This is a genomic window from Paraburkholderia sp. 40, from assembly GCF_050434105.1.
GTDB classification, from domain to species: domain Bacteria; phylum Pseudomonadota; class Gammaproteobacteria; order Burkholderiales; family Burkholderiaceae; genus Paraburkholderia; species Paraburkholderia tuberum.
The window spans coordinates 243,640-268,138 of the sequence record NZ_JBNPVY010000002.1; the positions used below are offsets into that span (position 1 = coordinate 243,640).

Genomic DNA, 24,499 nt, shown 5'->3' on the forward strand with positions numbered 1-24,499 from the left:
CATCGTACGCGCGTCCGACGAAAGCTCGATAATGGGCGTCCCTTCCCTACGAATCATTCACCGAGCCACAGGAGATTGACGCGATGTCCGCTTACGAATCCAAGCTGCCGCGAGTGCTGCTGACGAACGACGACGGTATCGACGCGCCCGGCCTCGCCGTGCTCGAAGCCGTGGCCGCCGAGCTCGCGCACGAAGTCTGGGTGGTCGCGCCCGAGCACGACCAGAGCGGTACGTCGCATTCCATCAGCCTGCATTCGCCGCTGCGCGTGAGCCGCCAGGGCGAACGCCGTTTCGGCGTGACCGGCACGCCCGGCGATTGCGTCGTGATGGGCGTGCGTCATCTGATGCGCGAGGCGCCGCCGTCGCTGGTGCTGTCCGGCGTCAATCGCGGCGGCAACCTCGGCATCGAAACGATGTTCTCGGGCACGGTCGGCGCGGCGATGACGGGTCTGCTGCTCGGGCTGCCGTCGTTCGCGCTGAGCCAGGCGTTCAGCGATCGCGAGCGCGTGCGCTGGGACACCGCGCGCACGCTCGCACCCGGCGTGATCCGTCAGTTGCTCGCGATCGAGCATGCGGCGCCGACCTGCCTGAACATCAACTTCCCCGACGTCGATGCCGCCGACGCAGGTCCGCTGACGCCGACGCGCCAGGGCGTCGGGCTCGTCAGGGACATCGAGGTGCTGCCGGAAGTCGACCCGCGCGGCATCGCGTATCACTGGTTGCGCTTCGATCGTGGCCCGCGCGAGAACGATGCCGACAGCGAAACGGCAACCGTCGCGGCGGGGCGCGTATCGGTCACGCCGCTTGCGTTCGATCGCACCGACGAAGCCACCTTCGCGCGGCTCGCCGCGTCGTTGATCTAACGGTTGCCGGGGACGCGGCGCGAGGCCCGCTTCAGTGTGCCCCAGGTCCCGATGGCTCGGGTCTGCCGAACGCGGGCATCGTACCGTTCTCACGCGCGCGCACGAGTTCGGCCTCTACTTCGGCGCGGGTTTTGGGGCCGTTGCTGACGACCGCTTGAGTTGCGGACTGGCTGGTCAGCCCCGCGCGCGGCATCGACCATGGCGACTCGACGCCTTGCGTTGCATATTGCGGCAACGGCCGCGCCTCTGGCACGACGCTGGCCGCTTTCTTCCCAGACCGCTCAGCAGTAGAACTTTTCCGGTGGCTGCCGCCCCGCGCATGACTACCCGATGTCGTCGCAACACTTTGCGCTGAGCGAGGTTTCGTCGTGGTACCCGACGCAACGCGGCTATGGTGGGCGTGCCCGATCTTTGCCGTGGGTGGCGCCGGGGTCCGGTTCGACGTCACCGCAGGCTGCGGCGGCAAACTCGTCGGCTGCGGCTGCGGCTGCGGCTGCGGCTGCGGGTGCGGCTGCTGCTGTTGCTGCGCCTTGTTCGACTCCCGCGCGAACTGTAGCGCCGCGATGGCCAGAGCGTCGCCCGCCTGCGCTCCAATCGACGCGGCCGGCGGAGCCCGCAAGGCGGCCACGTCGTCGCGCAGCGCATGGCGGCGCGTTGCCGGCGCGACCGTCGCCGCGCCGGGCCGGCCTTCGCTCTGCCCCGCCGCCGCCCCCGTCGCGCTGACACCCCGTTCGCCGTCGGCGACGAGACTCACGTCCCGACCGGACGACCAGTCGTTGTCCAGCTGCGACACATAGGCCCCAATCGTCACCGCGCCGAAGACGAGGCCCATCAACACGATCATTCTCGGTTCGCTATACAAGGCACGCTCCCCATTCCAACCGATCGACCGACCCATTAGTCAAAGTGTGGGCGATACGAATGACAGTGTTTTCCTTTTTAGACCTAACAACCGACGAATCGGCGGATCTGGTCGGGGATGTGTCCGAAATCGACGGGTATTCTTCCGTTCAAACGCGCGCCTTGATCGGAGTCCCAAGCGATTCTTCCCGCGCCGCCTTCGACCCTGTTTTCAGCGACGCAAGCGCAGCTCAAACGAGCGGCCCTTCCTCGGGCTTGCGGCGCATCGCGACGGCGATCGAACTGCCGACGATCAACGCGATACCGAGCATCGATATTCCGCCGATCGTCTCGCCCCACACCAGGTAGCCGAACAGCGCGGCCCACACGATGCTCGTGTAGTTGTACGGCGCGAGCGCGCCGGCATCGGCATCGCGGAACGCCATCGTCATCAGCAACTGGCCCGCCGTCGCAAGCGCGCCGAGCAGCGCCATGATCGCGAGCGCATCGAACGACGGTGTGCGCCACGCGAAGACCAGCGACGCGCCCATGACGGCCGTGCCGACCAGCGTGAAGTACAGCACGGTCGTGCCCGAATCGTCGCTGGCTTTGATGCGCTTGATCTGGATGATCGACAGCGCGCCGCACAACGCACTCGCGATCAGCAGCGCAGGCCCGAGCCAGCTCGCATGCGAGCCGTCAGGGCGCACCACGAGCAGCATGCCGGCGAAACCGACCGCCGCGGCCAGCGCGTCGCGCGGCTTGAGCGTTTCGTGCAACAGCAGCGGCGCCAGCACGATCACGAGCAAGGTCTCCGAATAGACGATCGCGACCGCCTCGCTGAGCGGCATATACGGCAGCCTCGCAAAGAACAGGCCCGATGCGCCGAGCAGCGTCAGCGCGCGCAGGGTCTGCCCGCGCACGTCCAGTTGCCGCAAGCGCGTGGCGAGCGGCTTGCCGCGCAGGCACATCGCGACGGCCGGGAACAGACCGAACAGTGCCGTCGGATTCGCTGGTGACGTCGAGCTGATAGAGGTGGTTGTGCCGGGCGGCGCGGTGGGATCGAAGCCGCGTCGCCGCGCCGGCCAACCCGAAAAAACAACGCGGCGCACCGGAACAATCCGTTGCGCCGCGTTCGCAAGGCTTTTAGCAAGCCAAGGTGTTAATCCCTCAAACTAAAAACCCGTTTTAATGCCACTTCAACTCGCATAAATTTCCGGATTATCCGCAAGCGGCAGGAATTTACCGGTCTTGCCATCGAGCGCAAGCATTTCGGCGCTTTCGATATTGAAGATCCAGCCATGCAGCCGCAGCGTCTTGTTCACGAGTCCGACCGCCACCGACGGATGCGTGCGGATGTTGCTGAGCTGCGCGATCACGTTGTCCTTGACCAGCGCCTCGAGCCGCTCCGCATCCGAGCCGTAGTGGCGCGACGCGTTGATCGCTTTCGCCGCATCCGCGTGACGCAGCCAGCTCGCGACCGCCGGCATGTGCTCCAGATTCGTGCAGCTCGAGATCGCCGTCATCGCGCCGCAGTTCGAATGGCCGCAGATCACGATGTCGGTCACGCCGAGCACGGCAATCGCATATTCGACGGTTGCCGATACGCCGCCCGGCTCCGGGCCGTACGACGGCACGATGTTGCCCGCGTTGCGGATCACGAAGAGCGACCCCGGTTCGGTCTGCGTCAGCAGTTCCGGCACCACGCGGCTGTCCGAACAGGTCACGAAGAGCGTGCTGGGATTCTGCGCCGTCGACAACCGCTTGAAGAGCGCGCTTTGCTGTGGAAAGACCTCGCGTTGAAAGCGGATCAGACCTTCGATGATTTCCTGCACGATATTCTCCAGAGAATCGGAAGAGACGGATTTAAAGTTGCCGCGACTATACCGCAGCCTTTCAATCGTCGCGCGAATCACCGTGCTAATCGTCGGACGCTCCTGCGGCGAATTGCCTGCGAAATAATGGCGTGCTTGCACGCGCCATAAAAAAGACCCGGCTGCCGGCAGCCGGGTCCAACTCTCTCGCTCACACGCGTTAAGCGGTGTGTGCATCGATACTCTAGCCGCGCCGGCGTCGCGGATCTAGTCGCCGCGATGGAAGAGTCCTTTCCACCGGCACGAATGGCCTGACCCGATACAAGCAAGCGGGTCGCTCAATCGAAGTCGCGCGTCTCGAGCTCCACGGACCGTCCCCCGTTGCGTTCGAGCACCCGCCGCGTAGCATTTTCAATGCGGGCGCGGTTCGCCTCGAACGCTCCCACCAGATCGTGAGCAGACGGGGCGCCGTTGCCGAGGCTGCCATTGCCGAAATGGTCATTGAGCGCATCGAGCGACACGCTGCACCATACGTCCTTCCCGTCCACATTGGCCTCGTAGGCGACGCGCGCAGCAGCCACCACTTCCCGGCGTCCGGTGAATTCGATCCTCATGATTGTCCTCCGTGTGTCAAAGGGAAATCCGAATACGCAACGGTCGTGCCCAATCCGGCCGGCTCGCCGGCTGCCCGGGCGCGAGCACGCATTCTCCGCAAGGTGCATACTCCTGACCGGCCGCCACGCGCGGCCGCGCCGATGCGTCGCAGCAAGGCCTCCTCCGGGCCGTCGACGCATTCAACATATCGATACTACGCCCTTCATGTCCCGCAATACTCAATCTTCGCGCCCGCTCGTGATCGCCGCCGTGATGGCCTCGATGGCGATGGTCGCGATCGAAGCGACCATCGTGTCGACCGCGATGCCGCAGATCGTCTCGCAACTCGGCGACCTGCATTTATACAGTTGGGTGTTCTCGTCGTTCCTGCTCACGCAGACCGCGATGACCGTGGTGTTCGGCAAGCTCGCCGACCTCTATGGGCGCAAGCCCGTGATTCTCGCGGGCATCGCGATCTTTCTCGTCGGCTCGGTGCTCGCCGGCTTCGCGTGGTCGATGCCGGCGATGATCGTGTTCCGCCTGATCCAGGGGATCGGCGCGGGCGCGATCCAGCCGGTCACGTTGACCGTCGTCGCCGATCTGTACCCGGCGCGCGAACGCGGCAAAGTGCAGGGTTATCTCGCGAGCGTGTGGGCGATTTCGGCGGTCGTGGGTCCGATGGTCGGCGGCTTCATCATTCACAACCTGTCGTGGGCGTGGATCTTCTGGATGAACGTGCCGATCGGGCTCGCGTCGGCGGCGGGCTTCATCGCGTTCCTGCGCGAATCGGAACGGCGCGCGCGGCCGTCCATCGATTTCGCCGGCGCCGCGCTGTTCATGGCCGCGATCGCAGCGCTGATGATGGCGCTGACCTACGCCGGCGACGACGCGTTGGCGCCAGCCTCGTTCGCAGGCGGCGTCTTCGTGCTGTGCGTTCTGCTGTTCGTGCTGCAGGAGTGTCGCGCGGCCGAACCGATGATCTCGTTCGCGCTATGGAGCCGCCGCCCGATCGCCGCATGCAACAGCGCGACGGTACTGGCCGGCATGATCCTGATGGGCGCGACCACGTTCCTGCCGATGTACGTGCAGGGCGTGCTGCATCGTTCGCCCGTGGTGGCCGGCCTCGCGCTGACGATGATGATGGTCGGCTGGCCCACCGGCGCGACGTTCGCGGCGAAGTCGTTTCACCGGCTCGGTTTGCGGCGCATCCTGATCTGCGGCAGCGCGTTCGTGCCGCTCGGCGCGGTGCTACTGCTGTTGCTGTCGCCGGGCGCGTCACCGCTCGTCGCCGGGTTCGCGTCGCTGATCATGGGCTTTGGCATGGGGACGTCGAGCGTCAGTTCGCTCGTGCTGATCCAGGAGATCGTCAGGATGGACGAACGCGGCAGTGCGACCGCGTCGAACCTGTTTTCGCGCAATCTCGGCAGCACGCTCGGCGCGACGCTGTTCGGCGCGGTGCTGAACTTCGGGCTCAGTCATTCGCAGGGCGTCGCGACGGTCACGTCGGATCAGCTGAAGGCGCTGCTGCAGAACCGCGCCGCCGATCTCGGCGACAGCGATCTGGTCCGGCTCGTGCTGCACCATTCGCTGCATCTGACCTTCGTGTCGATGTTCGTGATCGCGCTATTCTTGGTCGTGCTGCTCGCGCTGGTGCCAACGATCCGATTCGGCGACGACAAGCCGGCACCACTCAAGGCCTTGTCGCCGCTCGAGGACTGAGTCGCGCGGCGTCGCGAACCACTTGCGTTCGCGAGCGCTATGAGCCGCCCGCCGGCAGCGTCGCCGCGAAGAAATCACGCACCTGGGCCGCGGTTCGCGCATGAATCGCGGCGCGATCGACACCCGGCCCGTCCTTGCAGATCGGCGCCAGACGCTCCATCGCCTCGGGCTCGCACACATCCATGAATGTATAGTGCGAGGCGCCCGGCACCATCGTCACCGTCGCTTGCGGCATGAGGCCCGCGATGCGGTGAATGTTGGTGTTGACCGGCGCGGTCGTGTCCGCCTCGCCCGCCAGCAGCGCGACCGGAATCGTCACTTCCTTGAACGACGAACTGTTGAATGCCTCGCCGAGCGCGGGCGCGATCGCGAACGCGGCTTTGACGCGCGGATCGCGATACGAGTCGCCCGAGCGCGCGCGCGATGCGTTCGTTTCCGCCGATAGCCCCTCGACCGTCAGCGCCGGCGTGCCAGGCGCGTGCGCGAGATTGGCGGCTTCGGGCGGCGAGCAGATCGCATCGGCTTCGGGCGACGTGCAGAAGCGCTCCAGCGCCGCGCGATCGGTCCGTGCGCCCGCGACTTCGAGCACCGTATAGCCGCCGAGCGAAAAGCCCAGCGCGCCGATCCGCGTCGTGTCGACGCGCGGACCGAAACGCGGGTCCGCGAGCACCCCGTCGAGCACTTCGCTCAAATCGGTCGCGCGCTCCCACCAGAGGATGAAGCCCTCGCGCGTGCGCGGCTCCAGCGCGTTGTTACCCGGATGATTGACGCCCGCGACGATATAGCCCTGCGCGGCCAGCGACGCCGCGAGCCAGTCGAGACTGTCCGCGCTGCCGCCGGTGCCGTGCGATAGCAGCAGCAACGGGTATTTGGGCTGCGCGACGGACAGCGGCGCATCGTCGGCGGCCGCGTGGCCGACGAACATCGGATGGCCCGGCGCGCCGATATCGTGAGGCGTCTCGGGTTGCGCCGCATCGGCCGGGTACCAGATGCGCGTGATCAGCGCCTGCGTTTGCGCGCCGCGCCAGTTGCGGGCCACGGCGGGGTGAAATACGCGGCTCGTTTCGCCGACATGCCAGCCGGCGGAGGCGGTTTGCGCGATGGCGTTCGCCGGCAACGAAGCCCACATCGCGCCAGACAGCACCCCTGACAACGCCACGCTCAACGACACCACCACCGCGCTCGACAGCGCGGCCCAGCCTCGACGCAACATGGTTAGCCCTCGCAAATGGGAATCATCAGATCGGTGACGCAGGGATCTAGCGCGCCGCGATCGGGCGTGCTTCGATACAGTTCCAACCCCGGCCGCTGATCGCGCCGGTAGCCGCTGTACAGCGCCCTGAAAGTGGGCGAGATCAGCGCATAAGGGCCGACGAGGCGGTGCACCGCATACAGCCCGCCTTCGAGCCGCAGCGGCTCGATGCCCGGCGGGCGCCCGGCAACACGCGGGCGTTGCGCGGCTTCGTCGAGCCGCTCCATCGCACCGCTCAACGCCGCCTGCGAGCCCGCGACAATTGCCGCGTGATAGCAAAACCCGCCAGCCATCGACGGATCGCGCGCGCAAATGCCGACGCGCTGTTGCAACAGCGGGTTCTCGTCGCAGCGCAGCGTCGTCATCAGCGTGTGGAAGGTCTGGCCGATCGTCGCGACCGGGCCGTCATGGCGAAGGCATAGCACGTCGAGCGGCGCGAGCTCGGTGACTTCGACGGACGGCAGCGCGGGCGGGCTTTGCCTTTCGGTGCTTTCGTCACGGTTACCGTCGACGCCATCGTGAATGCGGGCGCCATCGCCGTCGCCTCGCTGCGCGATGCGCGCTTGCGCCGTTCGCAGCGTCCGCGCCGAAGCTGTCGAAACCGCCGGATTCGCCACCAGATGCCGCTGCCGGGTCCTGAATTCGCTCGGCGACACACCGGTGAAATCGCGAAACGCGCGCGCGAATGCTTGGGGACTGTCGTAGCCGGCGTCGTGCGCGACCGCGGTGACCTGCGCGGCGTCGGTCAATCGCTGGGCCGCCTCGGCGAGCCGCAGACGCTTGACGGTGTCGCCAACGCTCTCGCCCATCAACGCGCGATAAATCCGGTGGAAGCGATACGGCGACATATGCGCGACGGCCGCGAGGCTGTCGAGCGTGTGTCGCGCGCCGGGGTCGACCAGAATGGCCTCGACCACGCGAGCGATCCGTCGACGGTAATCACGTTCGGTGCTGGGCTTCATCATGGCGCCACGATAGCGGTCTGCGCGCCGCGAGGCGGTGCAGAACTTGCGGATTTTCGCGTTTTCGCGCTTCGCGTTTTGCCAGCAGACGGGCGGCCAGGCTCGCGCGCTGCGTCACATTATGATCGACAACTCACGCGGCTTCCTGACGCCAGAAAGGCTTTCACGGCGCCGTCAACTGCCCTTCGCATACAGCGTCGAATCGGCGAACCCTTCGGCGGCCAGCACCTGGCCGACCAGAATCAGCGCGGTGCGCTCGATCGCGCTGCCCTGCACCTTCGCGACGATATCGTCGAGCGTGCCAGTGACCTTTTCCTCGTCGGGCCAACTCGCGCGATAGATCACCGCGATCGGACACGCGCCGCCGTAATGCGGCCGCAACTCATCGACGATGCGCGCGAGATGCCGCACGCCGAGGTGAATCGCCAGCGTCGCGCGATGCCGCGCGACATCGCCCAACTGCTCGCCTTCGGGCATCGACGTTTTGCTCGCGTAGCGCGTGAGGATCAGCGTCTGCGACACGCCGGGCAGCGTCAACTCGCAGCCGAGCGCCGCCGCGCATGCGGCCGTCGCGGTCACGCCGGGCACGATTTCGTAAGGAATGGCCAGCTCGCGCAAACGGCGGATCTGCTCGCCGATCGCACCGTACAGCGACGGATCGCCCGAATGCACGCGCGCGACATGCTGGCCCTTCGCGTGCGCCGCCGCGAGTAGCCCGACGATCTGGTCGAGATCGAGCTCCGCGGTGTTGATCACCTGTTCCGCGCTATGACCTTCGAGCACCGCGGCCGGCACCAGCGACCCCGCATACAGGATCACCGGACAACTGCGCACGAGACGCTGCCCTTTGACCGTGATCAGTTCCGGATCGCCCGGACCCGCGCCGATAAAAAACACTGTCATTCAGTACTCCAATTATTTGCTCGCTTACCCGAATCCGCATTCGCCTGCACGGGCAACGCATCGAGAAGATCGGCAACGCTGGCGAACTCGCGATCGACCTCGGGCAACACCGGCCGTCGCAGCATGATCACCGGCAAGCCACGTTCGCGCGCGACCTCGAGCTTCGCCTCGGTCGCGCCGCCGCCGCTGTTCTTGCTGACGACGACGTCGAACGCCTGCAGCGCGAACAGCGCGCGTTCGCCGTCGAGCGTGAACGGTCCGCGCGCCGCGAGGACGCGCGAGCGCGCCGTGTCCGGATGCGAATCGAGCACGCGCACGGTCCAGAATTGATGCGGCGGAATCTCATCGAGATGCGCGAGCGGTTCGCGACCGAGCGTGAAAAGCGGCCGCCTGAACGGCGCGAGCGTGTCGATCAGTTCGTTCCAGTCATCGACCATGCGCCAGTCGTCGCCGGCTTGCGGCTGCCACGCTGGACGCCGCAGCGCCCAGCACGGCACCTTCGCCGCGCGGCACGCGTCTACGGCATTCGCGCTGATCCGCGCCGCGTACGGATGCGTCGCGTCGATCACGAGGCCGATCGCTTCGCTCGCGAGGTAACGCGCCAGACCCGCGCTGCCGCCGAAACCGCCGACGCGCACCGCGCACTTCAAGTCGTCGGGGACCTTGCCGAGTCCCGCGAGACTGTACACATGCGCGGGACCGAGTTGGCGCGCGATCTTCAGCGCGTCGCCGGTGCCGCCGAGCAGCAGGATGCGCGTCATCGCGCGACTCCGACGATGTTGCCCTGCCGGTCGATCGCGAAGATTTCGACGCTGACCTGCGGCGGCACGATATCGCGAGCAACGGCCAAAGCGTGCTGACAGACGATATCGCCGAGCGGCACCTGCCGCGCGAGAGCGAGCGCGAGCGCCTGCTGGCTCGTGTTGGCCGCGCGCATCGCCGCTTGCAGCGCGGCGTCGGCGCCATGCGCGGCAGCCCAGCCGGCGAGTTGTTCGAGATCGATGCTGGAGTTGCGACTATGCAGATCGAGATGGCCGGCCGCAAGCTTGCTGAGCTTGCCGAAGCCGCCGCAAATGCTCAGTCGCTCGACCGGCGCGCGCTTCACATGCTTGAGCACCGCGCCGACAAAATCGCCCATTTCGATCAGCGCGATATCGGGCAGGCCGTAGTGCGCGCGCATCGCGTCCTCGCTCGCATTGCCGGTGCAGGCGGCCACGTGCGTATAGCCGTTCGCGCGCGCGACGTCGATGCCCTGATGGATCGACGCGATGTACGCCGAGCACGAAAACGGCCGCACGATGCCGGTGGTGCCGAGTATCGACAGCCCACCGACAATCCCGAGTCGCGGGTTCATCGTTTTCAGCGCGAGCGCTTCGCCGCCTTCGACGCTGATCGTCACTTCGAAGCCGCCGCGATACGCGTGGCGCGCGGCGAGTTCGACGAGGTGCTGCGTGATCATCTGGCGCGGGACCGGATTGATCGCCGGTTCGCCGACCGGCAGCGTGAGCCCCGCGCGCGTGACCGTGCCGACGCCCGGCCCCGCGCGAAAGATCACACCGGGCTCGGGCACGAGGCGTACGCGCGCGAACACGAGCGCGCCGTGGGTCACGTCGGGATCGTCGCCGGCATCCTTGATCGTGCCGGCTTCGGCGATCCGCTCGCCGTCCGTCGCGGCAAGGCGGCAGAACGTGAGCCGCATCGGCACATGCTGGCCCTTCGGCAACACGATCTCCGCGACCTCGCTGACCTCGCCCGCCAGCAGTAGACGAGCGGCCGCGAGCGACGTCGCGGTCGCGCAACTGCCGGTCGTATAGCCGCTGCGCAGCGGCGCCGGCTGTTCGGGAGTCTCGTCGCGCATCACGAATCGGCCGATGGTTTGGCGGGTTTGGTCACGTCGAGCAGTGTGATCGGCAACGCCTGGCGCCACGTATCGAAGCCGCCGAGCGGTTGCGCGTGAGCGAGCCCGATGCGCGTCAGCGTACCGCCATGCCGCTCGCGCCATGCGGCGAGCATCGCCTCGCCTTGCAGCGTCACCGCGTTCGCGACGAGCCGGCCGCCGTCGCGCAGTTGTGTCCAACAGGTGTCGAGCACGTCAGGCTCCGTCACCCCACCGCCGATGAACACCGCGTGCGGCCCCGGCAGTCCCCGCAACGCGTCAGGCGCGCGGCCGGCCACGAGTTGCAGTCCGGGCACGCCCAAAGCATCGCGATTCTGTTCGATGAAGCGCTGCCGCGCTTCGTTCGCTTCGATCGCGATCGCGCGACACGTGGGATGCGCGCGCATCCATTCGATTCCGATCGAACCGCTGCCCGCGCCGACGTCCCACAGCAACTCGCCGGGCGCGGGCGCGAGGCGCGCGAGGGTGATGACGCGCACGTCGCGCTTGGTCAACTGGCCGTCGTGGATAAAGGCGTCGTCGGGCAAACCGCAGGTCAGCGGCAGACGCGGCGCATGCGCCGACGCGCGGCACTCGAGCGCGATCAGATTGAGCGCGGCCATCTCGCCGGCTGGCCATTGATCCGCGCGGCCATCGACACGCCGTTCGCGTGCACCACCCAGATGTTCGAGCACGGTCATGGCAGTCGCGCCGAAACCGCGCGCATCGAGCGAGGCCGCCAGTTCCGCGGGCGTGCGCCCGTCCGCGCTCAGCACGAACAGGCGCGCGCCGTCACGCAGATGCGCATTCAGCGCGGCAAGCGGTCGGCCGACCAGCGAGACGGTCGCGACATCCTGCAACGGCCAGCCGAGCCGCGCGGCCGCGAGCGACAACGACGACGGCGCCGGCAGCACGCGCAACTCGCCGGCCGGCAACTGCCGCGCGAGCGTCGCGCCGACGCCGAACAGCATCGGATCGCCGCTCGCGAGCACGCACACCGCGTGCGGACGCTCGGCGAGCAACGGCGCGAGATCGAACGGACGCGGCCACGCGGCACGGCGCGCGGCGAGCCGCGCGGGCAGCATCGCCAGATGGCGCTCGCCGCCGTACACGACCGACGCGCCCAGCAACGCACGCCGCGCGGGCCGCCCCAAACCGGCGAAGCCGTCGTCGCCAATGCCCACTACGGTCAGCCATGCCGGCATGCATCCATCCTCATCAGTTGCGTCGATTCTTTAGCGATTGCACCGGCTCACGCATGCGGCTTTGCGCAGGCTCGGAGCGCGGGTTGCGAAAGTCCGCATGATACCGCCGCCATGCGGCCCGCGGGTTCGCGGCGGAGCGCCATGCTGCCGCGATCACCGGCATCGCGCGATGGCCGGCAAACAGGCGCTGCGGCTACAGCGTAAAGATATAATGGCCGCTTTCATTGCCCACGGTCGGCGCGAAGCGCTTTTCGGCCGCACAGTTCACGCCGGCCCTCGTCGGGCAGCATGCAGCGAGGCCGCAGCCATGCCGTCGCGCGACGCTAAACCCGGTGCCCCTTTGAATCGAGCTTCGCCTCCCACCGTTTCGTCCCACGCGGTCACGACACCGCGGCTCTCGGCATGTCCGGGGTTGCTGCGCATCGTCCCCGCGCGCGACGGCGGCATCTGCCGCATCAAACTGCCCGGCGGCGTGCTGAGCGCGGCGCAGGCACGCGCGATCGCCGATGCCAGCACGCGGCACGCGAACGGCGTCGCCGAGCTGACCAATCGCGCGAATCTGCAACTGCGCGGCGTTCGTGACGGACACGAAGCGGCGTTGAGCGCGGCGCTGATCGGCGCGGGGCTTGGACCGGCCGGCGCGTTCTTTTCCGCCTACGCAGTTGCTTCGCCTTCGGATTCCGCTTCGCAAGCCACCGCTGCAAACTACCCGCACACCTCCGGACCCAGCGCGCTCAGTTCCGCCGACGACGTCCGCAATGTGATGATCAGCCCGGCCGCCGGCCGCGATCCGCACGCGCTGATCGACACGACGCCGCTGTGCGGAGAACTGCTGACGCTGCTGCAAGGCGATGCGCGCTTCGTAGCGTTGTCGCCGAAATTCGCGCTGCTGCTCGACGGCGGCGAACAGCTTGCGCGGGTCGATCATCCGCATGACGTGTGGCTCGCGGCGTCGGCTGACGGAGAAGGCGTGCGCTTCGTGTTCGGCCTCGCGGGGTGCCCGGCTCCGGCAGGCGAGAACTCGAACCCGCGCGACCATCGCGATTCCAACGGCACGGGCGCGCTCGCGGCGGTGCCGCCGTCGCGCGTGCCCGCGCTCCTGCGCGCGTTGCTGCACACGTTCCTCGACCTCGCCGCAGCCGACGCGACCCGCATGCGCGACCTGCTCGCCACGCATTGCGCCGACGCGCTGCTGCGGCACGCGCAGCGCTACGTCGATTTCCCGCTCGCGCGCGACGCATCGCTGAGCCACTGGCAACGACACATCGCCGCCGACCCATCGCTGCGGCTGGGCGCGCACGCGCAGCGCGGCGACGGCACGTCGCATGTCGGCGGCCATCCACCGCTCGGCCGGATCGACGCGGCCACGCTGCGCGCCATGGCTGCGCTCGCGCAAAAACACGGCAACGGCAGGTTGCACGCGACGCCATGGCAAAGCGTGCTGCTGCCCGACATCGCGACGACGGCGGTGCCCGCCGTGCTCGCGAAGCTGATCGCACTCGGTCTCGCGTGCGATCCCGCGCAGGCCATCACGCACGTGATCGCCTGCGCCGGTTCGGCCGGCTGCGCGAAGGGCCTCGCCGACACCAAGACCGACGCGCTGCAACTCGCCGAGCGCTTACCCGCCGGCGTCGACGTGCATCTGACGGGCTGTCCGCGCTCCTGCGCGGCCGCCCATCGCGCGCCCTACACGCTGCTCGCCGCCGCGCCCGGCCTCTACGACCTTTATCGACGCGACGGCCGCCCCGGCTTCGGCCAATGCGTTGCGCCCCAACTGACGATCGACGAGGCCGCCGCGCTGCTCGCGCGCCTCGCCCGGAGTACTCCACATGCTTGATTACATTCGCGACGGTCAGGAGATCTATCGCCAATCGTTCGCGACGATCCGCGCGGAGGCCGACCTCGCGCGCATCCCCGCCGACCTCGAAAAGCTCGCGGTGCGCGTGATCCACGCGTGCGGCATGGTCGACGTGATCGACGACCTCGCGTTCTCCGACGGCGCCGGCAGCGCGGGCCGCCGCGCGCTCGCGCAAGGCGCGCCGATCCTGTGCGATGCGGGCATGGTCGCGCAAGGCATCACGCGCGCGCGGCTGGCCGCGAACAACGAAGTGATCTGCACCCTCACGCACCCGGACGTGCCCGCGCTCGCGCGCGAAATCGGCAACACGCGCTCGGCCGCCGCGCTCGAATTGTGGCGCCCGCATCTGGCGGGCAGCGTCGTCGTGATCGGCAATGCACCGACCGCGCTGTTTCATCTGCTCGACATGCTCGATGCCGGCGCGCAGAAGCCGGCGCTGATTCTCGGCTTTCCTGTCGGCTTCGTCGGCGCGGCGGAATCGAAAGCGGCACTCGCGCAAAACAGCCGCGGCGTCCCCTATGTGGTCGTGCACGGACGGCGCGGCGGCAGCGCGATGGCCGCCGCCGCGGTCAACGCGCTTGCGACGGAGGTCGAATAAATGGCGAGCCAGCTAACGAGTCGCGGACGGCTGTACGGCATCGGCGTCGGTCCCGGTGACCCGGAATTGCTGACGTTGAAGGCGCTGCGGCTGCTCAAAGCGGCGCCGGTGGTCGCGTATTTCGTCGCGAAGGGCAAGAAGGGCAACGCTTTTGGCATCATCGAGGCGTATCTGCACGACGCGCAGCAGCATCTGCCGCTCGTCTATCCGGTCACCACCGAAGCACTCGAACCGCCGCTGTCGTACGAAGCGATCATCGCGGACTTCTATGACACCGCCGCCGAAATCGTCGCGGGCCATCTCGACGCGGGCCGCGACGTCGCGGTGGTCTGCGAAGGCGATCCGTTCTTCTATGGCTCGTACATGTATCTGCACGACCGGCTCGCGGCGCGCTACGACAGTGAGGTGGTGCCCGGCGTGTGCTCGATGCTCGGCGGCGCGGCGGTGCTCGGCGCGCCGCTCGTGTATCGCAACCAGAGCTTGTCGGTGCTGTCGGGCGTGCTGCCCGAAGATGAATTGCGCCGCCGCCTGACCGACGCCGACGCGGCGGTCATCATGAAACTCGGCCGCAATTTCGACAAGGTACGGCGCGTGCTCGACGAACTCGGACTCGCGCAGCGCGCGCTGTACGTCGAACGCGCGACGATGCGAAATCAGCGCATCGTGCCGCTCGCCGAAGTCGATCCGATGGCGTCGCCGTATTTCTCACTGCTGGTCGTGCCGGGGCAAAAATGGCAAGGATGAACGCGCCCGCCATCGTGATTCTCGGCACGGGCGCGCTTGCGACCGCGCGGCGGATTCAGGCGTCGTATGTCGAGCGTGGCCCGCATGCCGCGGCCGGCGTTGCCACGGACTGCCAGGTCCATGCGCTGCAGGGGCGCGTCGACGCTGACGTCTCGTACAGCGAACTCGGCGCGCATCTGCGCGAGCTGTATGCGCGCGGCACGCCGATCGTCACGCTGTGCGCGGCCGGCATCGTGATTCGCTGCCTCGCGCCGCTGCTGTCGAACAAAGGCGCCGAGCCGCCGGTCCTCGCGGTCGCCGAGGACGGCAGCGCGGTCGTGCCGCTGCTCGGCGGCCTCGCGGGCGTCAACGTGATGGCGCGCGACATCGCCGCGGCGTTGGCCGTGCGGCCCGCGATCACGACGAGCGGCGAGCTGCGCTTCGGCACCTGCGTGCTCAATCCGCCCGATGGCTATGCGCTCGCCGACCTGGGCCTCGGCAAGCGCTTCGTGTCGGATCTGCTCGCGGGCGAAAGCACGCGCATCGAAGGCGACGCGCCGTGGCTCGACGACGCGCAACTGCCGCGCTCGGCGTCGGCGCGTCTCGCGATTCGCGTGACGCCGCGCGCGTGGGATGGGCGTGAAGACGAACTCGTGATTCATCCGCGCAGTGTGGTGGCGGCTGTCGCCAGCGACGATGCCGATGCCGCCGACGCGATCGTCGCACGCGTGCGCGCGGCACTGAACGCGCAGGGTCTCGCGATGCTTTCGCTTGCGGCCTTGCTCGCGCCATCGACGAGCATGGCCGACCCGGCGCTCGCGCAAGCGGCAAGGCTTCTCGAGGTGCCGCTGCGCTTCGCCGATGCCAGCGCCGAACAGGGCGAATCGAGTGCCGCAAGGTTGCTGCATACCGCGCTACGCGTCCCCCACGAAACGCTGCACGACGACGCACACCCCGACGTCGCGCTCGCCCTCTCCCCGCTCGCCATCGACCCCGCGACGCTCGGCCGTGCCCGCGGCCGTCTGACCGTGATCGGCCTCGGCCCCGGCCGGGCCGAGCTGATGGTCCCGGCCGCGCGCACCGCGTTGAACGAAGCGACCGACATCCTCGGTTACGACACCTACGTGAAAATGGCCGGCCCGCTGCGCGCCGGTCAGCGCGTGCACGGCACCGACAATCGCGAGGAAATGCAGCGCGCGCGGCACGCGTTCGAGCTCGCGAGCGAAGGCCGCTCAGTGGTGATGGTGTCGTCGGGCGACCCCGGCGTGTTCGCGATGGCGGCCGCCGTGCTCGAAGCGCTCGAAGCTTCCCGGAACGACGCATGGGCGGCCGTCGAACTATCGATCGTGCCGGGCGTGTCGGCCGCGCTCGCGACCGCCGCGCAGGCCGGCGCGCCGCTCGGCCACGACTTCTGCATGCTGTCGCTGTCGGACAACCTGAAGCCGTGGACGATCATCGAAACCCGCCTGCGCCATGCGGCGCAAGCCGATCTCGTGATGGCGTTCTACAACCCGATTTCGCGCGCGCGTCCGTGGCAACTCGACAAGGCACTCGACATCGTGCGGCAGTATCGCGTGCCATCGACCCAGGTGGTGCTGGGTCGCGATATCGGCCGGCCCGGCGGCACGCTGCGCACGCTGACGCTCGGCGAGCTTCGCTCGGCCGATGTGGATATGCGCACGATGGTGATCGTCGGGTCGTCGCTGACGAGAAGATTCGCTTGCGGCCATCACGGCGCGCAGTGGGTGTACACGCCGCGGTGGTACGAGTAAGCGGACCGTACCGGGTGGTACCGGCCCGCCCCGCTCACGCCACCTTCAGATCCTGCACCGCCCGCTGCCTCACGCCCAGGTCGTCCCACAACTCCGGATGGCACGTGAACACCAGAATCTGATGCCGCGTCGCCGCGTCGATCAACGCGCGTTTGAGCGCGTCGCGGCGCGCGGCATCGGTGTGTACCGCGGCGTCGTCGAGCATCAGCAGAGTCGGCCGGCCTGAGGCCTGCAAGAGATCCGCGTACGCGAGCCGCGTCAGGATGCCGAGCTGTTCGCGCGTGCCGAAGCTGAGCGCATCGAGCAGTTCCGCGCGGCCGTCGCGATCGAGCATCGCCGGAATCAGATCGTCGCCGAGCGCGAGGCTCGACTGCGGAAAAAGCCGCTTCAGGTAGTGACCGACCCGCTCGGTCAACGGCGCACGCAGTTGGGCGAGCGCGGCGTCGCGTTCGTCGACCAGCACTTCGTCGAGCAGACTCAGCGCGCTCGCGCGCAGGCGCAGTTCGTCCTTGCGACGGGTGGCCTGCTCAACCTGGGCTTCGAGCGCGGCAAGCCGTTCGCCGAGGCCCGATGCGCCCATCGTTTCGAGCTGGCTACGCAGCTCCGCGATCCGCAGTTGACGCTCGTGCTGCTCGTTGCGCGCGAGGTCCGCCGATGCGCGATAGCGCTTCGCCTCCGCCACGGGGTCGTCCAGACGCGCCGCATCGAGTTCGCGCTCGCGCTCGCCGCGCTGGTTCTTCAGCGCATCGACCTTGATGCGTTGCTCGACGATATGCGCCTGCCACTGCGCGCGGTTGCGCCGAAACGCTTCGTCGTGCAGCTGCGCTTCTTTACGCTGCAACTGCGCCGTGAGCGAATCGGCCTTCGCAACGCCGCTGGATTGCGCGCCCGCCGCCTGCGCGAGCACCTTGCGCGCGGTCTCCAACGCGTCGCGCGCGATGTCGGCGTTGCGGCGCGCGTCGTCGAGCGGTGCCGCCGCCGACACATCGGGCAGACTGGCAAGGCGCTCGCTCGACGCCTGCAAGCGCGCCGCCGTCGATGCCAGCGCCGCGCGCAACGCATCGATGCCTTGCGGCGCGTGCACCTCGAGAATCCTCGCCTGGCTCTTCTGCTGCGCGACCAGCGTTTTCCATTGCTCGTGACGCGCCTGCGCATCGCCCACCGACGCGACGCCGAGCGACCGCAGCAACTGCGCGTGCTTCGCCTCGAGCGACGCCAGCTCCGACAACCGCGCGGACAGATCGGACACGCCCGGAATCACGCGCAATTCGCCGAGCTTCCCGAGGCCGATGCGTTTTTCATCGTCGACATGCAGAACGCCCGTGCCGCTGATCGTCTGATCGCCGACGCTCAATTCGCCATTCAAGCTGTACTCGATGCGCGTCATCGCCGCTTCGGTCCGCGCGCGCAGCACGGTCAATTCGCCGTCGAGCGCGACGAGGCGCTTGAACTGCGCGTCGTCGAGTTCGAGCGCCGCCGCGTCGCGCGCGGCCTGCAACACCGCCGCGTTCGCCTTGTCCGCCTCGCCGATCGACGCTTCGAGCCGCTGGCCCTCCGCCCGATAGAAATCGACCTGGCTGCGCAGATCGGCGGCGGTGACGGCCGCGTTCGCGAGTTCGAGCGCGCGGTTCGCCTCGGCCGATGCCTGCTCGAATTGCGCCACACGGCTTTGCGCCTGCGCATGCGCGGTTTGCGCGGCCGCGACCTCGGCGCGCGCCGCGTCGAGCTGCTCGCGTTCGCGCGCGATGGCCGCTTCCAGTTCGAGCGCGCCCTGCTCCTGCTGCACCGACAACGCGAGTTCGGCCTCGCCAATCTTCAGCGACTGCGCGAGCCCTTCGAGACCGCGTTCGAGTTGTTCGACCGCCGCGGCACGTTGCTGCGCGAGCGCGGCCTTCTGCTCGTGAAGCTCCCACGGACGCCTGCGCTCGGCGTCGTCGAATGCCTGCTGTTGGGCGGCGAGGCGCGCGATGTTGTCGTCGAACTGCTGGCGCTGCTGTTGCAGCTCGTCGCGGCTCGCGATCAGCGAGGCGAGCTTCTGCTCCGCCTCGGCGAGCGGCCCGGTCGACTTCTGCGTGCGTGCGGTCAGCAGTTGCCGCAGCTCGCGCTGCACGGCCGCGATCAGCGCGTCCTCGCCGCCCGTTTCGCGGCCGCCCGACAGTTGCGTGAGCGCGTCGCGCAGATACTGCGCCGCGTGCCCGGTCGAATCGCGCATCTCCTGCGTGCCGCCTTGCTGCACCCACAACAGACCCGGCACGCCGGCGTTCTCGGCTTTCATCGGACCGCGCGCCGCGCGCGAGAAGCCGAGCAGCGCGGCGAGCTTGTCTTCGGCTTCGTCCTCGCCATACACGGCCTGGCCGATCCTCAGCTCGCAACGCTGACGCGACACGAACTGCTTCGACAGACTGCACGCCACACCATCGAGTTCGAAGCTGACCTCGACCGACGGCTGCCCGCTCGCGAGCCCCCACGGCAACAGGTCTTTCAGATGCGACGCCTTGTAGCGTTCGAGGAACACCGTGCGCACCGCCTCGGCAATCGTGCTTTTGCCGGCCTCGTTCGGGCCGATGAACAGATTGAGACCGGGCTGCAGATCGTCGATCACGATCTGCCCGCCGAACTGCCTGAATTCCTGAATCGCGATACGTTGCAGCTTCATGCGGGGGCTCCTTCACGCGGCGCTTCAGGTTGCTGCCGCTCGCGCGTCTGCGCGGGTGGTGCGGCCTGGGAATCGCGTTGCCGCTGTTCGCGCTGAAAACGCGCCAGCAGCAGCAACGCCTCGGCCGCGCGCCGCGCCTCTTGCGGATCGGCCTGCGCGTCTTCCTGCAGGCCGCGCAGCCGCGCGACCACCTTCGCGAGATAGCCGCTTTGCGCGCCGAGTTCGGCGAGATCGTCGGCGGTCGGCAGCACGTGCAGACTGCCCAGATCGGCACGCAACGCGCGCACGCGCGCGCGCGCCTGTTCGACCGCGACATGCAGCGCCTCGGCATCGGCGAGCGCCGCGGTGCCGCCGACCTCGATGCGCAGCACGTCATTCGCGCCGAGTTCGGCGAGGCGGGTTTTCAATGCATCCACATCGGTCGGCACCGAAATCGTCTCGTCCCAGCGATGCCACCGGTATTGCCCGACCCGCACCGCGTCGACCTGCGGCACCGCGCCGGGATCGCTGACGGTAACGTCGAGCACGAAGCCCGGCTCGTTCGCGCGGAAACGGTCCTGCTCGTGCGTGCCCGCGTACCACGTGCGTTCGTCGACGCGCAGATGGCCGTGCCAGTCGCCGAGCGCCAGATAATCGAGCCGCGCACTGGCGGCGCGCGTCGGCGCGATCGGATTCGACGAATCGATGCCGTCTTGCAGAATGCCGCCGACGCTGCCATGCGCGAGCCCCACGCGGTGATAGCCGGGCGGAGCATCGGTGGAATCGAAGAACGCGGTGGTGTCGTCGTAGGTGATGCGCTGCGTGAGCGGCGCGCACAGCAGCGCGCAACGGCACGCGTCGAGCAGCACGACGCCGGCTTCGAGCACGAGGCGCACGTTCGGCGGCACGCAATCGAGCCGCTGCGCGCGGGTCCACACGCTTTCGACGAGCGCCGCGTCGTGATTGCCCGGCAGCATGATCCACGCTCCGGAAAACGCTTGCAGCGCGGCGAACAAACGTCGGATCACGGTGTCCGACACCGTCTGCAGATCGAACACGTCGCCCGCGACGAGCACCGCGTCGACGTTGCGCGCGGCCGCTTCTTCGGCGATGCGGCGCACCGTGTCGAAGCGCGCCTGGGCGAGATGCGCGGCCTCGTCCGGTTCGAACTGACCGAATTGCGTGCCGATCTGCCAGTCCGCGGTGTGCAGAAACCTGATCACTGTGCCTCCATTGCGATTGCGTTGCGTCCTCTTGCGCTGGTTTCGCCGAGGAGCCCAATCGCGAATGTTACCTTGCCGAAGCGCCGGCGCGTATTGCGCGCGCGTATCCAGGCTGGACGCGGGCGCGGGCCGTACCGCATCATTGCAACCGAACCGGCCGAGCCCGCCGACTTTCCAGCCCCCGCCCGACACGATCAACCGCGCCCGATGGACAAGACCACAGAACTGAAGAAGGCCAAGCGCACGCCTTTACTGCTGCTGCTCGCGGCCGCCTGCGTTTTCGTCGTCGCCGCATTCCTGCCGCGCGGCCTGTGGGTCGACGGCATCAAGGCCGTCGCCGAGGCCGCGATGGTCGGCGCGCTCGCCGACTGGTTCGCGGTCGCGGCGCTGTTTCGCCGTGTGCCGATTCCGTTCGTGTCCGCGCACACCGCGATCATCCCGCGCAACAAGCACAAGATCGCCGACAACCTCGCGCACTTCGTGCAGGACAAGTTTCTCGACGTGCCGTCGCTGGTCGGTCTGATCCGCCGGCATGATCCGGCGCAGACCATCACCGCCTGGCTCAGCGAATCGGCCAACTCCGCGCGCCTCGGCGACTACGTGGTGCGGCTCACCGGCGGCATCCTCGACGTCGCCGACGACGCGCGCATTCAGAACTTCATCAGGGACGGGTTGCGCGACGTGCTCGCGAAAGTCGATCTGTCGCAATCGCTCGGCGCGATTCTCGACACGCTGACGCGCGACGGCCGCCATCAGGAACTGCTCGACACCGCGATCGATCAAGTGATCGCGGTGCTGCGCGAGGCGCCAGCGCGCGAATTCATTGCCGCGCGCATCGTCGATTGGGTGAAAAGCGAGTATCCGACGATGGAGAAGTTTCTGCCGTCGGTATGGCTCGGCGACAAGGGGGCGGAGGCGATCGCGAGCGCCGCGAACCGTATGCTCGAACAGATCGCGCAGAACCCCACGCACGAGCTGCGCGACAAGTTCGATCAGGCGGTGCAGAAGCTGATCGTGCGGCTGAAGACCGATCCCGTGTTCCTGCAGCAAGGCGAAGCACTGAAGCGCTATCTGGTCGAAGGCGAGGCTTTCGGCAGCTACGTGAAGGACATGTGGGGCGAGCTGCGCGCGTGGCTCAAGCGCGATCTGCAAAGCGCCGATTCGGCACTGCATGCGCGTGTCGCCGCGATGGGCGCGTGGGTCGGCCGCGAACTCGCGCGCGATCCAGCGCTGCGGCAATCGCTGAACGATCACCTCGAGGAAGCGGCGCGCGCGATGGCGCCGGATTTCGCGCGGTTCCTCACGCGCCATATCAGCGATACGGTGAAGAACTGGCCCGCGCACGAGATGTCGCACCAGGTCGAGATGAATATTGGCAAGGATCTGCAGTACATCCGCATCAATGGGACGATCGTCGGCGGATTTATCGGCTTGTTGCTGTATGTGAGTTCGCTGTGGCTGGAGATGCTGCGGGTGCATGTCGGCTGACGACTCGAGCGCATTGAGCGACTCAACGCGCAGCCACGCGTGAGCCCCTCCCACCAAACCGCCTACAATTCGGGCATCTGTCTTGCTGACGACCAGTGCTCCGCTCGGTCGTCAACGCGTCCCAACCGGAATTCTGCTTACATGAAAATATCGCTACCGCCGCCGCAAGGGCGGCCCAACCGCGTTTACCCGCCGGGCACGCCGGGCCTGCATGGCCTCGTGTCGCTGATCACCGGCGTGGTGGTCGTGTGCGGGCTGTACTTCGGGCGGGAGATACTGATTCCGATCACGTTGTCGGTGCTGCTGAGCTTCCTGCTCGCGCCGCTCGTGCAGATGCTGCGGCGTCTGCACATGGGCCAGTTGCCGTCGATCTTCATCGCGGTGCTGTTCGCTCTCGCCTCGCTGCTCGCGGTCGGCGCGCTGATCGGCGCGCAGCTCGTGCAGCTCGCGGACGCGCTGCCGCAGTACCAGGAAGCGATCGAGCAGAAGATCGAAACCGTGCAGGAAAAGACCGTGGGCCGCGCCGACGCCCTGATGAGCAGCGCTGCCAGCGCGCTGCAGCGCGTGGCGCCATCGCGCCCCGCGCCGCCGCGCCCGACCGGCCGCGCCGCGCGCAACGCGCCGCAGGTGCCGCAACAGGTCGAGGTGCACGAGCCCGCGCCGACACCGGTGCAACTCGCGCAGCGCGCGCTGACGCCGGCCATCGCGCCGATCGAGACGACCTTCATCGTGCTCGTCGTGACCATCTTCATCCTGTTGCAGCGCGAGGATTTGCGCGACCGTCTGATCAGCCTGTTCGGTTCGCGCGACCTGCACCGCACGACAACCGCGATCAACGACGCCGCCGGGCGCCTGTCACGCTATTTCGTCGCGCAGCTCGGCGTGAATCTGAGCGCGGGCGGCATCATCGCGGTCGGGCTCGCGATCATCGGCGTACCAGGGGCGCTGCTGTTCGGCGTGATCGCTGCGCTGCTGCGCTTCGTGCCGTACATCGGCATCTGGATCGCGGCGATCCTCGCATTCTTTCTCGCAGCCGCGATCCAGCCGCAATGGACGATGGCGGTCCTCACGCTGATCCTGTTCATCGTCGTCGACGTGGTCGCCGGGCAGATCGCCGAGCCGCTCCTGTACGGTCATCGCTCGGGCCTGTCGCCGCTCGCGGTGGTGGTCGCGGCGATTTTCTGGAGCTGGCTGTGGGGGCCGATCGGCCTCGTGCTGTCGACGCCGCTCACGCTGTGCGTCGTCACGCTCGGGCGCTACGCGGACCGGCTCAACTTCCTGACCGTGCTGCTCGGCGATCAGCCCGCGCTGACGTCCGCGCAGAACTTCTATCAGCGCCTGCTCGCCGACGATCCGCACGAGGCGATCGTGCAGGCCGAACGGCTGCTGCGCGAGATGTCGCTGATCGACTACTACGACAAGGTCGCACTCGAAGGCCTGCGGCTCGCGCGCAACGACGCGCAGCGCGGCGTGCTGATGCCCGACCAGTTGCAGCGGATCAACGACGCGCTCGTCGACATCGTCGAGAACCTCGACATCGCCGAAGGGCTGCGCGATTCGCTGTCGCCTGCCGAACCGGCGGACGCGGGTAACGCGCTGCTTGCCGGGGCGCCGGACCTGGCGTCGCCGGGCGCGGGTGCCACGGAGCGACACCGCAGCGATCTGCTCAGGCGCTCGCAACAGCCGGACGGAGCGGGCAAAGCAGCGGTGTTGTGCGTGCCCGGCCGCGGCGCGTTCGACGAAGTGACGACCGCGATCGCTGTGCAACTGCTGAACCGACAGGGCTTCGCGCCGCTGATGGCGACGCACTCGGGCTATCGCAGCGCACGCGCCGACGAGCCGAGCTTCAAGGACACGTCGATCATCTGCATCGTGTCGCTCGACGCGCCCGAGTCGCCGCCGTACCTGCGGAACATGTTGCGGCGCACGCGCGAATGGCGGCCACGCGCGACGCTGGTGGTCGGCGTCGGCGTCGGCGACGCGCCGGACGGCAGCGTCGAACTCGATGCGGGCGGGGAGCTGCATGCGTCGCCGACGTTCCGCGCGATGATCGAGGCATGTCACGCGGCGACGGCTGGGCAGCCGATGCGGCAGCCGTCGCAGACGGCCAGCGCCGGCTGAGGCTGGGTAGGCTGACGCCGTGACCGGAGTGGTGAAAATCTGCGTCGTGATCG

General features: G+C 68.1%; 20 protein-coding genes. 8 read left to right on the forward strand and 12 right to left on the reverse strand.

The genetic code is table 11. The features are described from left to right. The first annotated feature begins 83 nt into the window (after positions 1 to 83). Complete coding sequence (surE, locus tag OKW28_RS02425; RefSeq protein ID WP_090809866.1) at positions 84 to 863, forward strand: 5'/3'-nucleotidase SurE; 780 nt, start codon at positions 84 to 86, stop codon at positions 861 to 863. 31 nt (positions 864 to 894) lie between these two features. Here the strand turns inward: surE and OKW28_RS02430 are convergent, their stop codons facing one another. From OKW28_RS02430 to OKW28_RS02445, 4 genes are all read right to left on the reverse strand, one after another. Continuing rightward, complete coding sequence (locus OKW28_RS02430; protein ID WP_429443624.1) at positions 895 to 1,725, reverse strand: DUF4148 domain-containing protein; 831 nt, start codon at positions 1,723 to 1,725, stop codon at positions 895 to 897. Positions 1,726 to 1,954: 229 nt separating this feature from the next. Further along, a complete protein-coding gene (locus OKW28_RS02435; protein ID WP_429443625.1) occupies positions 1,955 to 2,815 on the reverse strand; it encodes a DMT family transporter in 861 nt (286 codons plus the stop codon). An 87-nt stretch (positions 2,816 to 2,902) separates the two neighbouring features. Then, positions 2,903 to 3,538, reverse strand: coding sequence for a carbonic anhydrase (locus OKW28_RS02440; protein WP_184035393.1), 636 nt, complete (start codon positions 3,536 to 3,538; stop codon positions 2,903 to 2,905). 317 nt (positions 3,539 to 3,855) lie between these two features. Continuing rightward, a complete protein-coding gene (locus tag OKW28_RS02445) occupies positions 3,856 to 4,131 on the reverse strand; it encodes a DUF1488 domain-containing protein (RefSeq protein ID WP_008923225.1) in 276 nt (91 codons plus the stop codon). Here OKW28_RS02445 and OKW28_RS02450 point away from each other — a divergent pair. Next, entirely contained in the window at positions 4,130 to 5,830 is a 1,701-nt protein-coding gene (locus OKW28_RS02450; protein WP_429443626.1) for an MDR family MFS transporter, read from the forward strand. The genes OKW28_RS02445 and OKW28_RS02450 overlap by 2 nt on opposite strands. Before the next feature lie 37 nt (positions 5,831 to 5,867). On the opposite strand, the gene OKW28_RS02455 is transcribed toward OKW28_RS02450, so the two are convergent. From OKW28_RS02455 to cbiE, 6 genes are all read right to left on the reverse strand, one after another. Beyond that, the gene (locus tag OKW28_RS02455) at positions 5,868 to 7,043 is read right to left on the reverse strand and encodes an alpha/beta hydrolase family protein (RefSeq protein ID WP_429443627.1); all 1,176 of its coding nucleotides are present in this window, start codon (positions 7,041 to 7,043) and stop codon (positions 5,868 to 5,870) included. Positions 7,044 to 7,045: 2 nt separating this feature from the next. Beyond that, the gene (locus OKW28_RS02460; protein WP_429443628.1) at positions 7,046 to 8,047 is read right to left on the reverse strand and encodes an AraC family transcriptional regulator; all 1,002 of its coding nucleotides are present in this window, start codon (positions 8,045 to 8,047) and stop codon (positions 7,046 to 7,048) included. Between the two features lie 171 nt (positions 8,048 to 8,218). Continuing rightward, complete coding sequence (gene cobM, locus OKW28_RS02465) at positions 8,219 to 8,947, reverse strand: precorrin-4 C(11)-methyltransferase (protein WP_429443629.1); 729 nt, start codon at positions 8,945 to 8,947, stop codon at positions 8,219 to 8,221. Next, on the reverse strand, positions 8,944 to 9,708 hold the full coding sequence (locus tag OKW28_RS02470; RefSeq protein WP_429443630.1) for a cobalt-precorrin-6A reductase: 765 nt from the start codon (positions 9,706 to 9,708) through the stop codon (positions 8,944 to 8,946). Before OKW28_RS02470 ends, cobM begins: the two co-directional genes overlap by 4 nt. Continuing rightward, positions 9,705 to 10,805: a cobalt-precorrin-5B (C(1))-methyltransferase gene (locus OKW28_RS02475; RefSeq protein ID WP_429443631.1), complete on the reverse strand. Its 1,101-nt coding sequence runs from the start codon at positions 10,803 to 10,805 to the stop codon at positions 9,705 to 9,707. Before OKW28_RS02475 ends, OKW28_RS02470 begins: the two co-directional genes overlap by 4 nt. Then, positions 10,805 to 12,028, reverse strand: a complete 1,224-nt coding sequence (gene cbiE, locus OKW28_RS02480; protein ID WP_429443632.1) for a precorrin-6y C5,15-methyltransferase (decarboxylating) subunit CbiE — start codon at positions 12,026 to 12,028, stop codon at positions 10,805 to 10,807. Before cbiE ends, OKW28_RS02475 begins: the two co-directional genes overlap by 1 nt. Positions 12,029 to 12,335: 307 nt before the next feature. On the opposite strand from cbiE, the gene cobG reads away from it, so the two are divergent. From cobG to cobJ, 4 genes are read left to right on the forward strand one after another with little or no spacing between them, the layout of a single operon-like run. Continuing rightward, positions 12,336 to 13,865, forward strand: a complete 1,530-nt coding sequence (cobG, locus tag OKW28_RS02485; RefSeq protein WP_429443633.1) for a precorrin-3B synthase — start codon at positions 12,336 to 12,338, stop codon at positions 13,863 to 13,865. Continuing rightward, positions 13,858 to 14,484 (forward strand): precorrin-8X methylmutase, encoded by a 627-nt coding sequence (locus OKW28_RS02490; RefSeq protein ID WP_090809844.1) that lies wholly within the window; start codon positions 13,858 to 13,860, stop codon positions 14,482 to 14,484. The genes cobG and OKW28_RS02490 overlap by 8 nt, the downstream gene beginning before the upstream one ends. Further along, entirely contained in the window at positions 14,485 to 15,228 is a 744-nt protein-coding gene (locus OKW28_RS02495) for a precorrin-2 C(20)-methyltransferase (RefSeq protein ID WP_429443634.1), read from the forward strand. It abuts the gene before it with no gap. Next, the gene (cobJ, locus tag OKW28_RS02500; protein ID WP_429446818.1) at positions 15,225 to 16,979 is read left to right on the forward strand and encodes a precorrin-3B C(17)-methyltransferase; all 1,755 of its coding nucleotides are present in this window, start codon (positions 15,225 to 15,227) and stop codon (positions 16,977 to 16,979) included. The genes OKW28_RS02495 and cobJ overlap by 4 nt, the downstream gene beginning before the upstream one ends. Before the next feature lie 34 nt (positions 16,980 to 17,013). Here cobJ and OKW28_RS02505 read toward each other — a convergent pair whose 3' ends face one another. Together OKW28_RS02505 and OKW28_RS02510 are read right to left on the reverse strand one after the other, a co-directional pair. Next, complete coding sequence (locus OKW28_RS02505; protein ID WP_429443635.1) at positions 17,014 to 19,635, reverse strand: AAA family ATPase; 2,622 nt, start codon at positions 19,633 to 19,635, stop codon at positions 17,014 to 17,016. Next, positions 19,632 to 20,837, reverse strand: a complete 1,206-nt coding sequence (locus OKW28_RS02510) for a metallophosphoesterase family protein (RefSeq protein WP_429443636.1) — start codon at positions 20,835 to 20,837, stop codon at positions 19,632 to 19,634. Before OKW28_RS02510 ends, OKW28_RS02505 begins: the two co-directional genes overlap by 4 nt. Before the next feature lie 207 nt (positions 20,838 to 21,044). Between OKW28_RS02510 and OKW28_RS02515 the strand changes: the two genes are divergently transcribed. Further along, positions 21,045 to 22,325 carry a DUF445 domain-containing protein gene (locus OKW28_RS02515; protein ID WP_429443637.1) on the forward strand — a complete coding sequence of 427 codons (1,281 nt, stop codon included), beginning with the start codon at positions 21,045 to 21,047 and terminating at the stop codon, positions 22,323 to 22,325. 141 nt (positions 22,326 to 22,466) lie between these two features. Beyond that, on the forward strand, positions 22,467 to 24,446 hold the full coding sequence (locus OKW28_RS02520; RefSeq protein ID WP_429443638.1) for an AI-2E family transporter: 1,980 nt from the start codon (positions 22,467 to 22,469) through the stop codon (positions 24,444 to 24,446). The last annotated feature ends 53 nt before the right edge of the window (positions 24,447 to 24,499 follow it).

Coding starts and splice junctions, on each gene's coding strand:
- OKW28_RS02515 (WP_429443637.1), top strand. CDS start 21,045: ATGGACAAGACCACAGAACTGAAGAAGGCCAAGCGCACGCCTTTACTG.
- OKW28_RS02490 (WP_090809844.1), top strand. CDS start 13,858: ATGCTTGATTACATTCGCGACGGTCAGGAGATCTATCGCCAATCGTTC.
- OKW28_RS02450 (WP_429443626.1), top strand. CDS start 4,130: ATGATTGTCCTCCGTGTGTCAAAGGGAAATCCGAATACGCAACGGTCG.
- OKW28_RS02520 (WP_429443638.1), top strand. CDS start 22,467: ATGAAAATATCGCTACCGCCGCCGCAAGGGCGGCCCAACCGCGTTTAC.
- OKW28_RS02475 (WP_429443631.1), bottom strand. CDS start 10,805: ATGCGCGACGAGACTCCCGAACAGCCGGCGCCGCTGCGCAGCGGCTAT.
- cobG (WP_429443633.1), top strand. CDS start 12,336: ATGCCGTCGCGCGACGCTAAACCCGGTGCCCCTTTGAATCGAGCTTCG.
- OKW28_RS02455 (WP_429443627.1), bottom strand. CDS start 7,043: ATGTTGCGTCGAGGCTGGGCCGCGCTGTCGAGCGCGGTGGTGGTGTCG.
- surE (WP_090809866.1), top strand. CDS start 84: ATGTCCGCTTACGAATCCAAGCTGCCGCGAGTGCTGCTGACGAACGAC.
- OKW28_RS02460 (WP_429443628.1), bottom strand. CDS start 8,047: ATGATGAAGCCCAGCACCGAACGTGATTACCGTCGACGGATCGCTCGC.
- OKW28_RS02445 (WP_008923225.1), bottom strand. CDS start 4,131: ATGAGGATCGAATTCACCGGACGCCGGGAAGTGGTGGCTGCTGCGCGC.
- cobM (WP_429443629.1), bottom strand. CDS start 8,947: ATGACAGTGTTTTTTATCGGCGCGGGTCCGGGCGATCCGGAACTGATC.
- OKW28_RS02470 (WP_429443630.1), bottom strand. CDS start 9,708: ATGACGCGCATCCTGCTGCTCGGCGGCACCGGCGACGCGCTGAAGATC.
- OKW28_RS02495 (WP_429443634.1), top strand. CDS start 14,485: ATGGCGAGCCAGCTAACGAGTCGCGGACGGCTGTACGGCATCGGCGTC.
- cbiE (WP_429443632.1), bottom strand. CDS start 12,028: ATGCCGGCATGGCTGACCGTAGTGGGCATTGGCGACGACGGCTTCGCC.
- cobJ (WP_429446818.1), top strand. CDS start 15,225: ATGAACGCGCCCGCCATCGTGATTCTCGGCACGGGCGCGCTTGCGACC.
- OKW28_RS02505 (WP_429443635.1), bottom strand. CDS start 19,635: ATGAAGCTGCAACGTATCGCGATTCAGGAATTCAGGCAGTTCGGCGGG.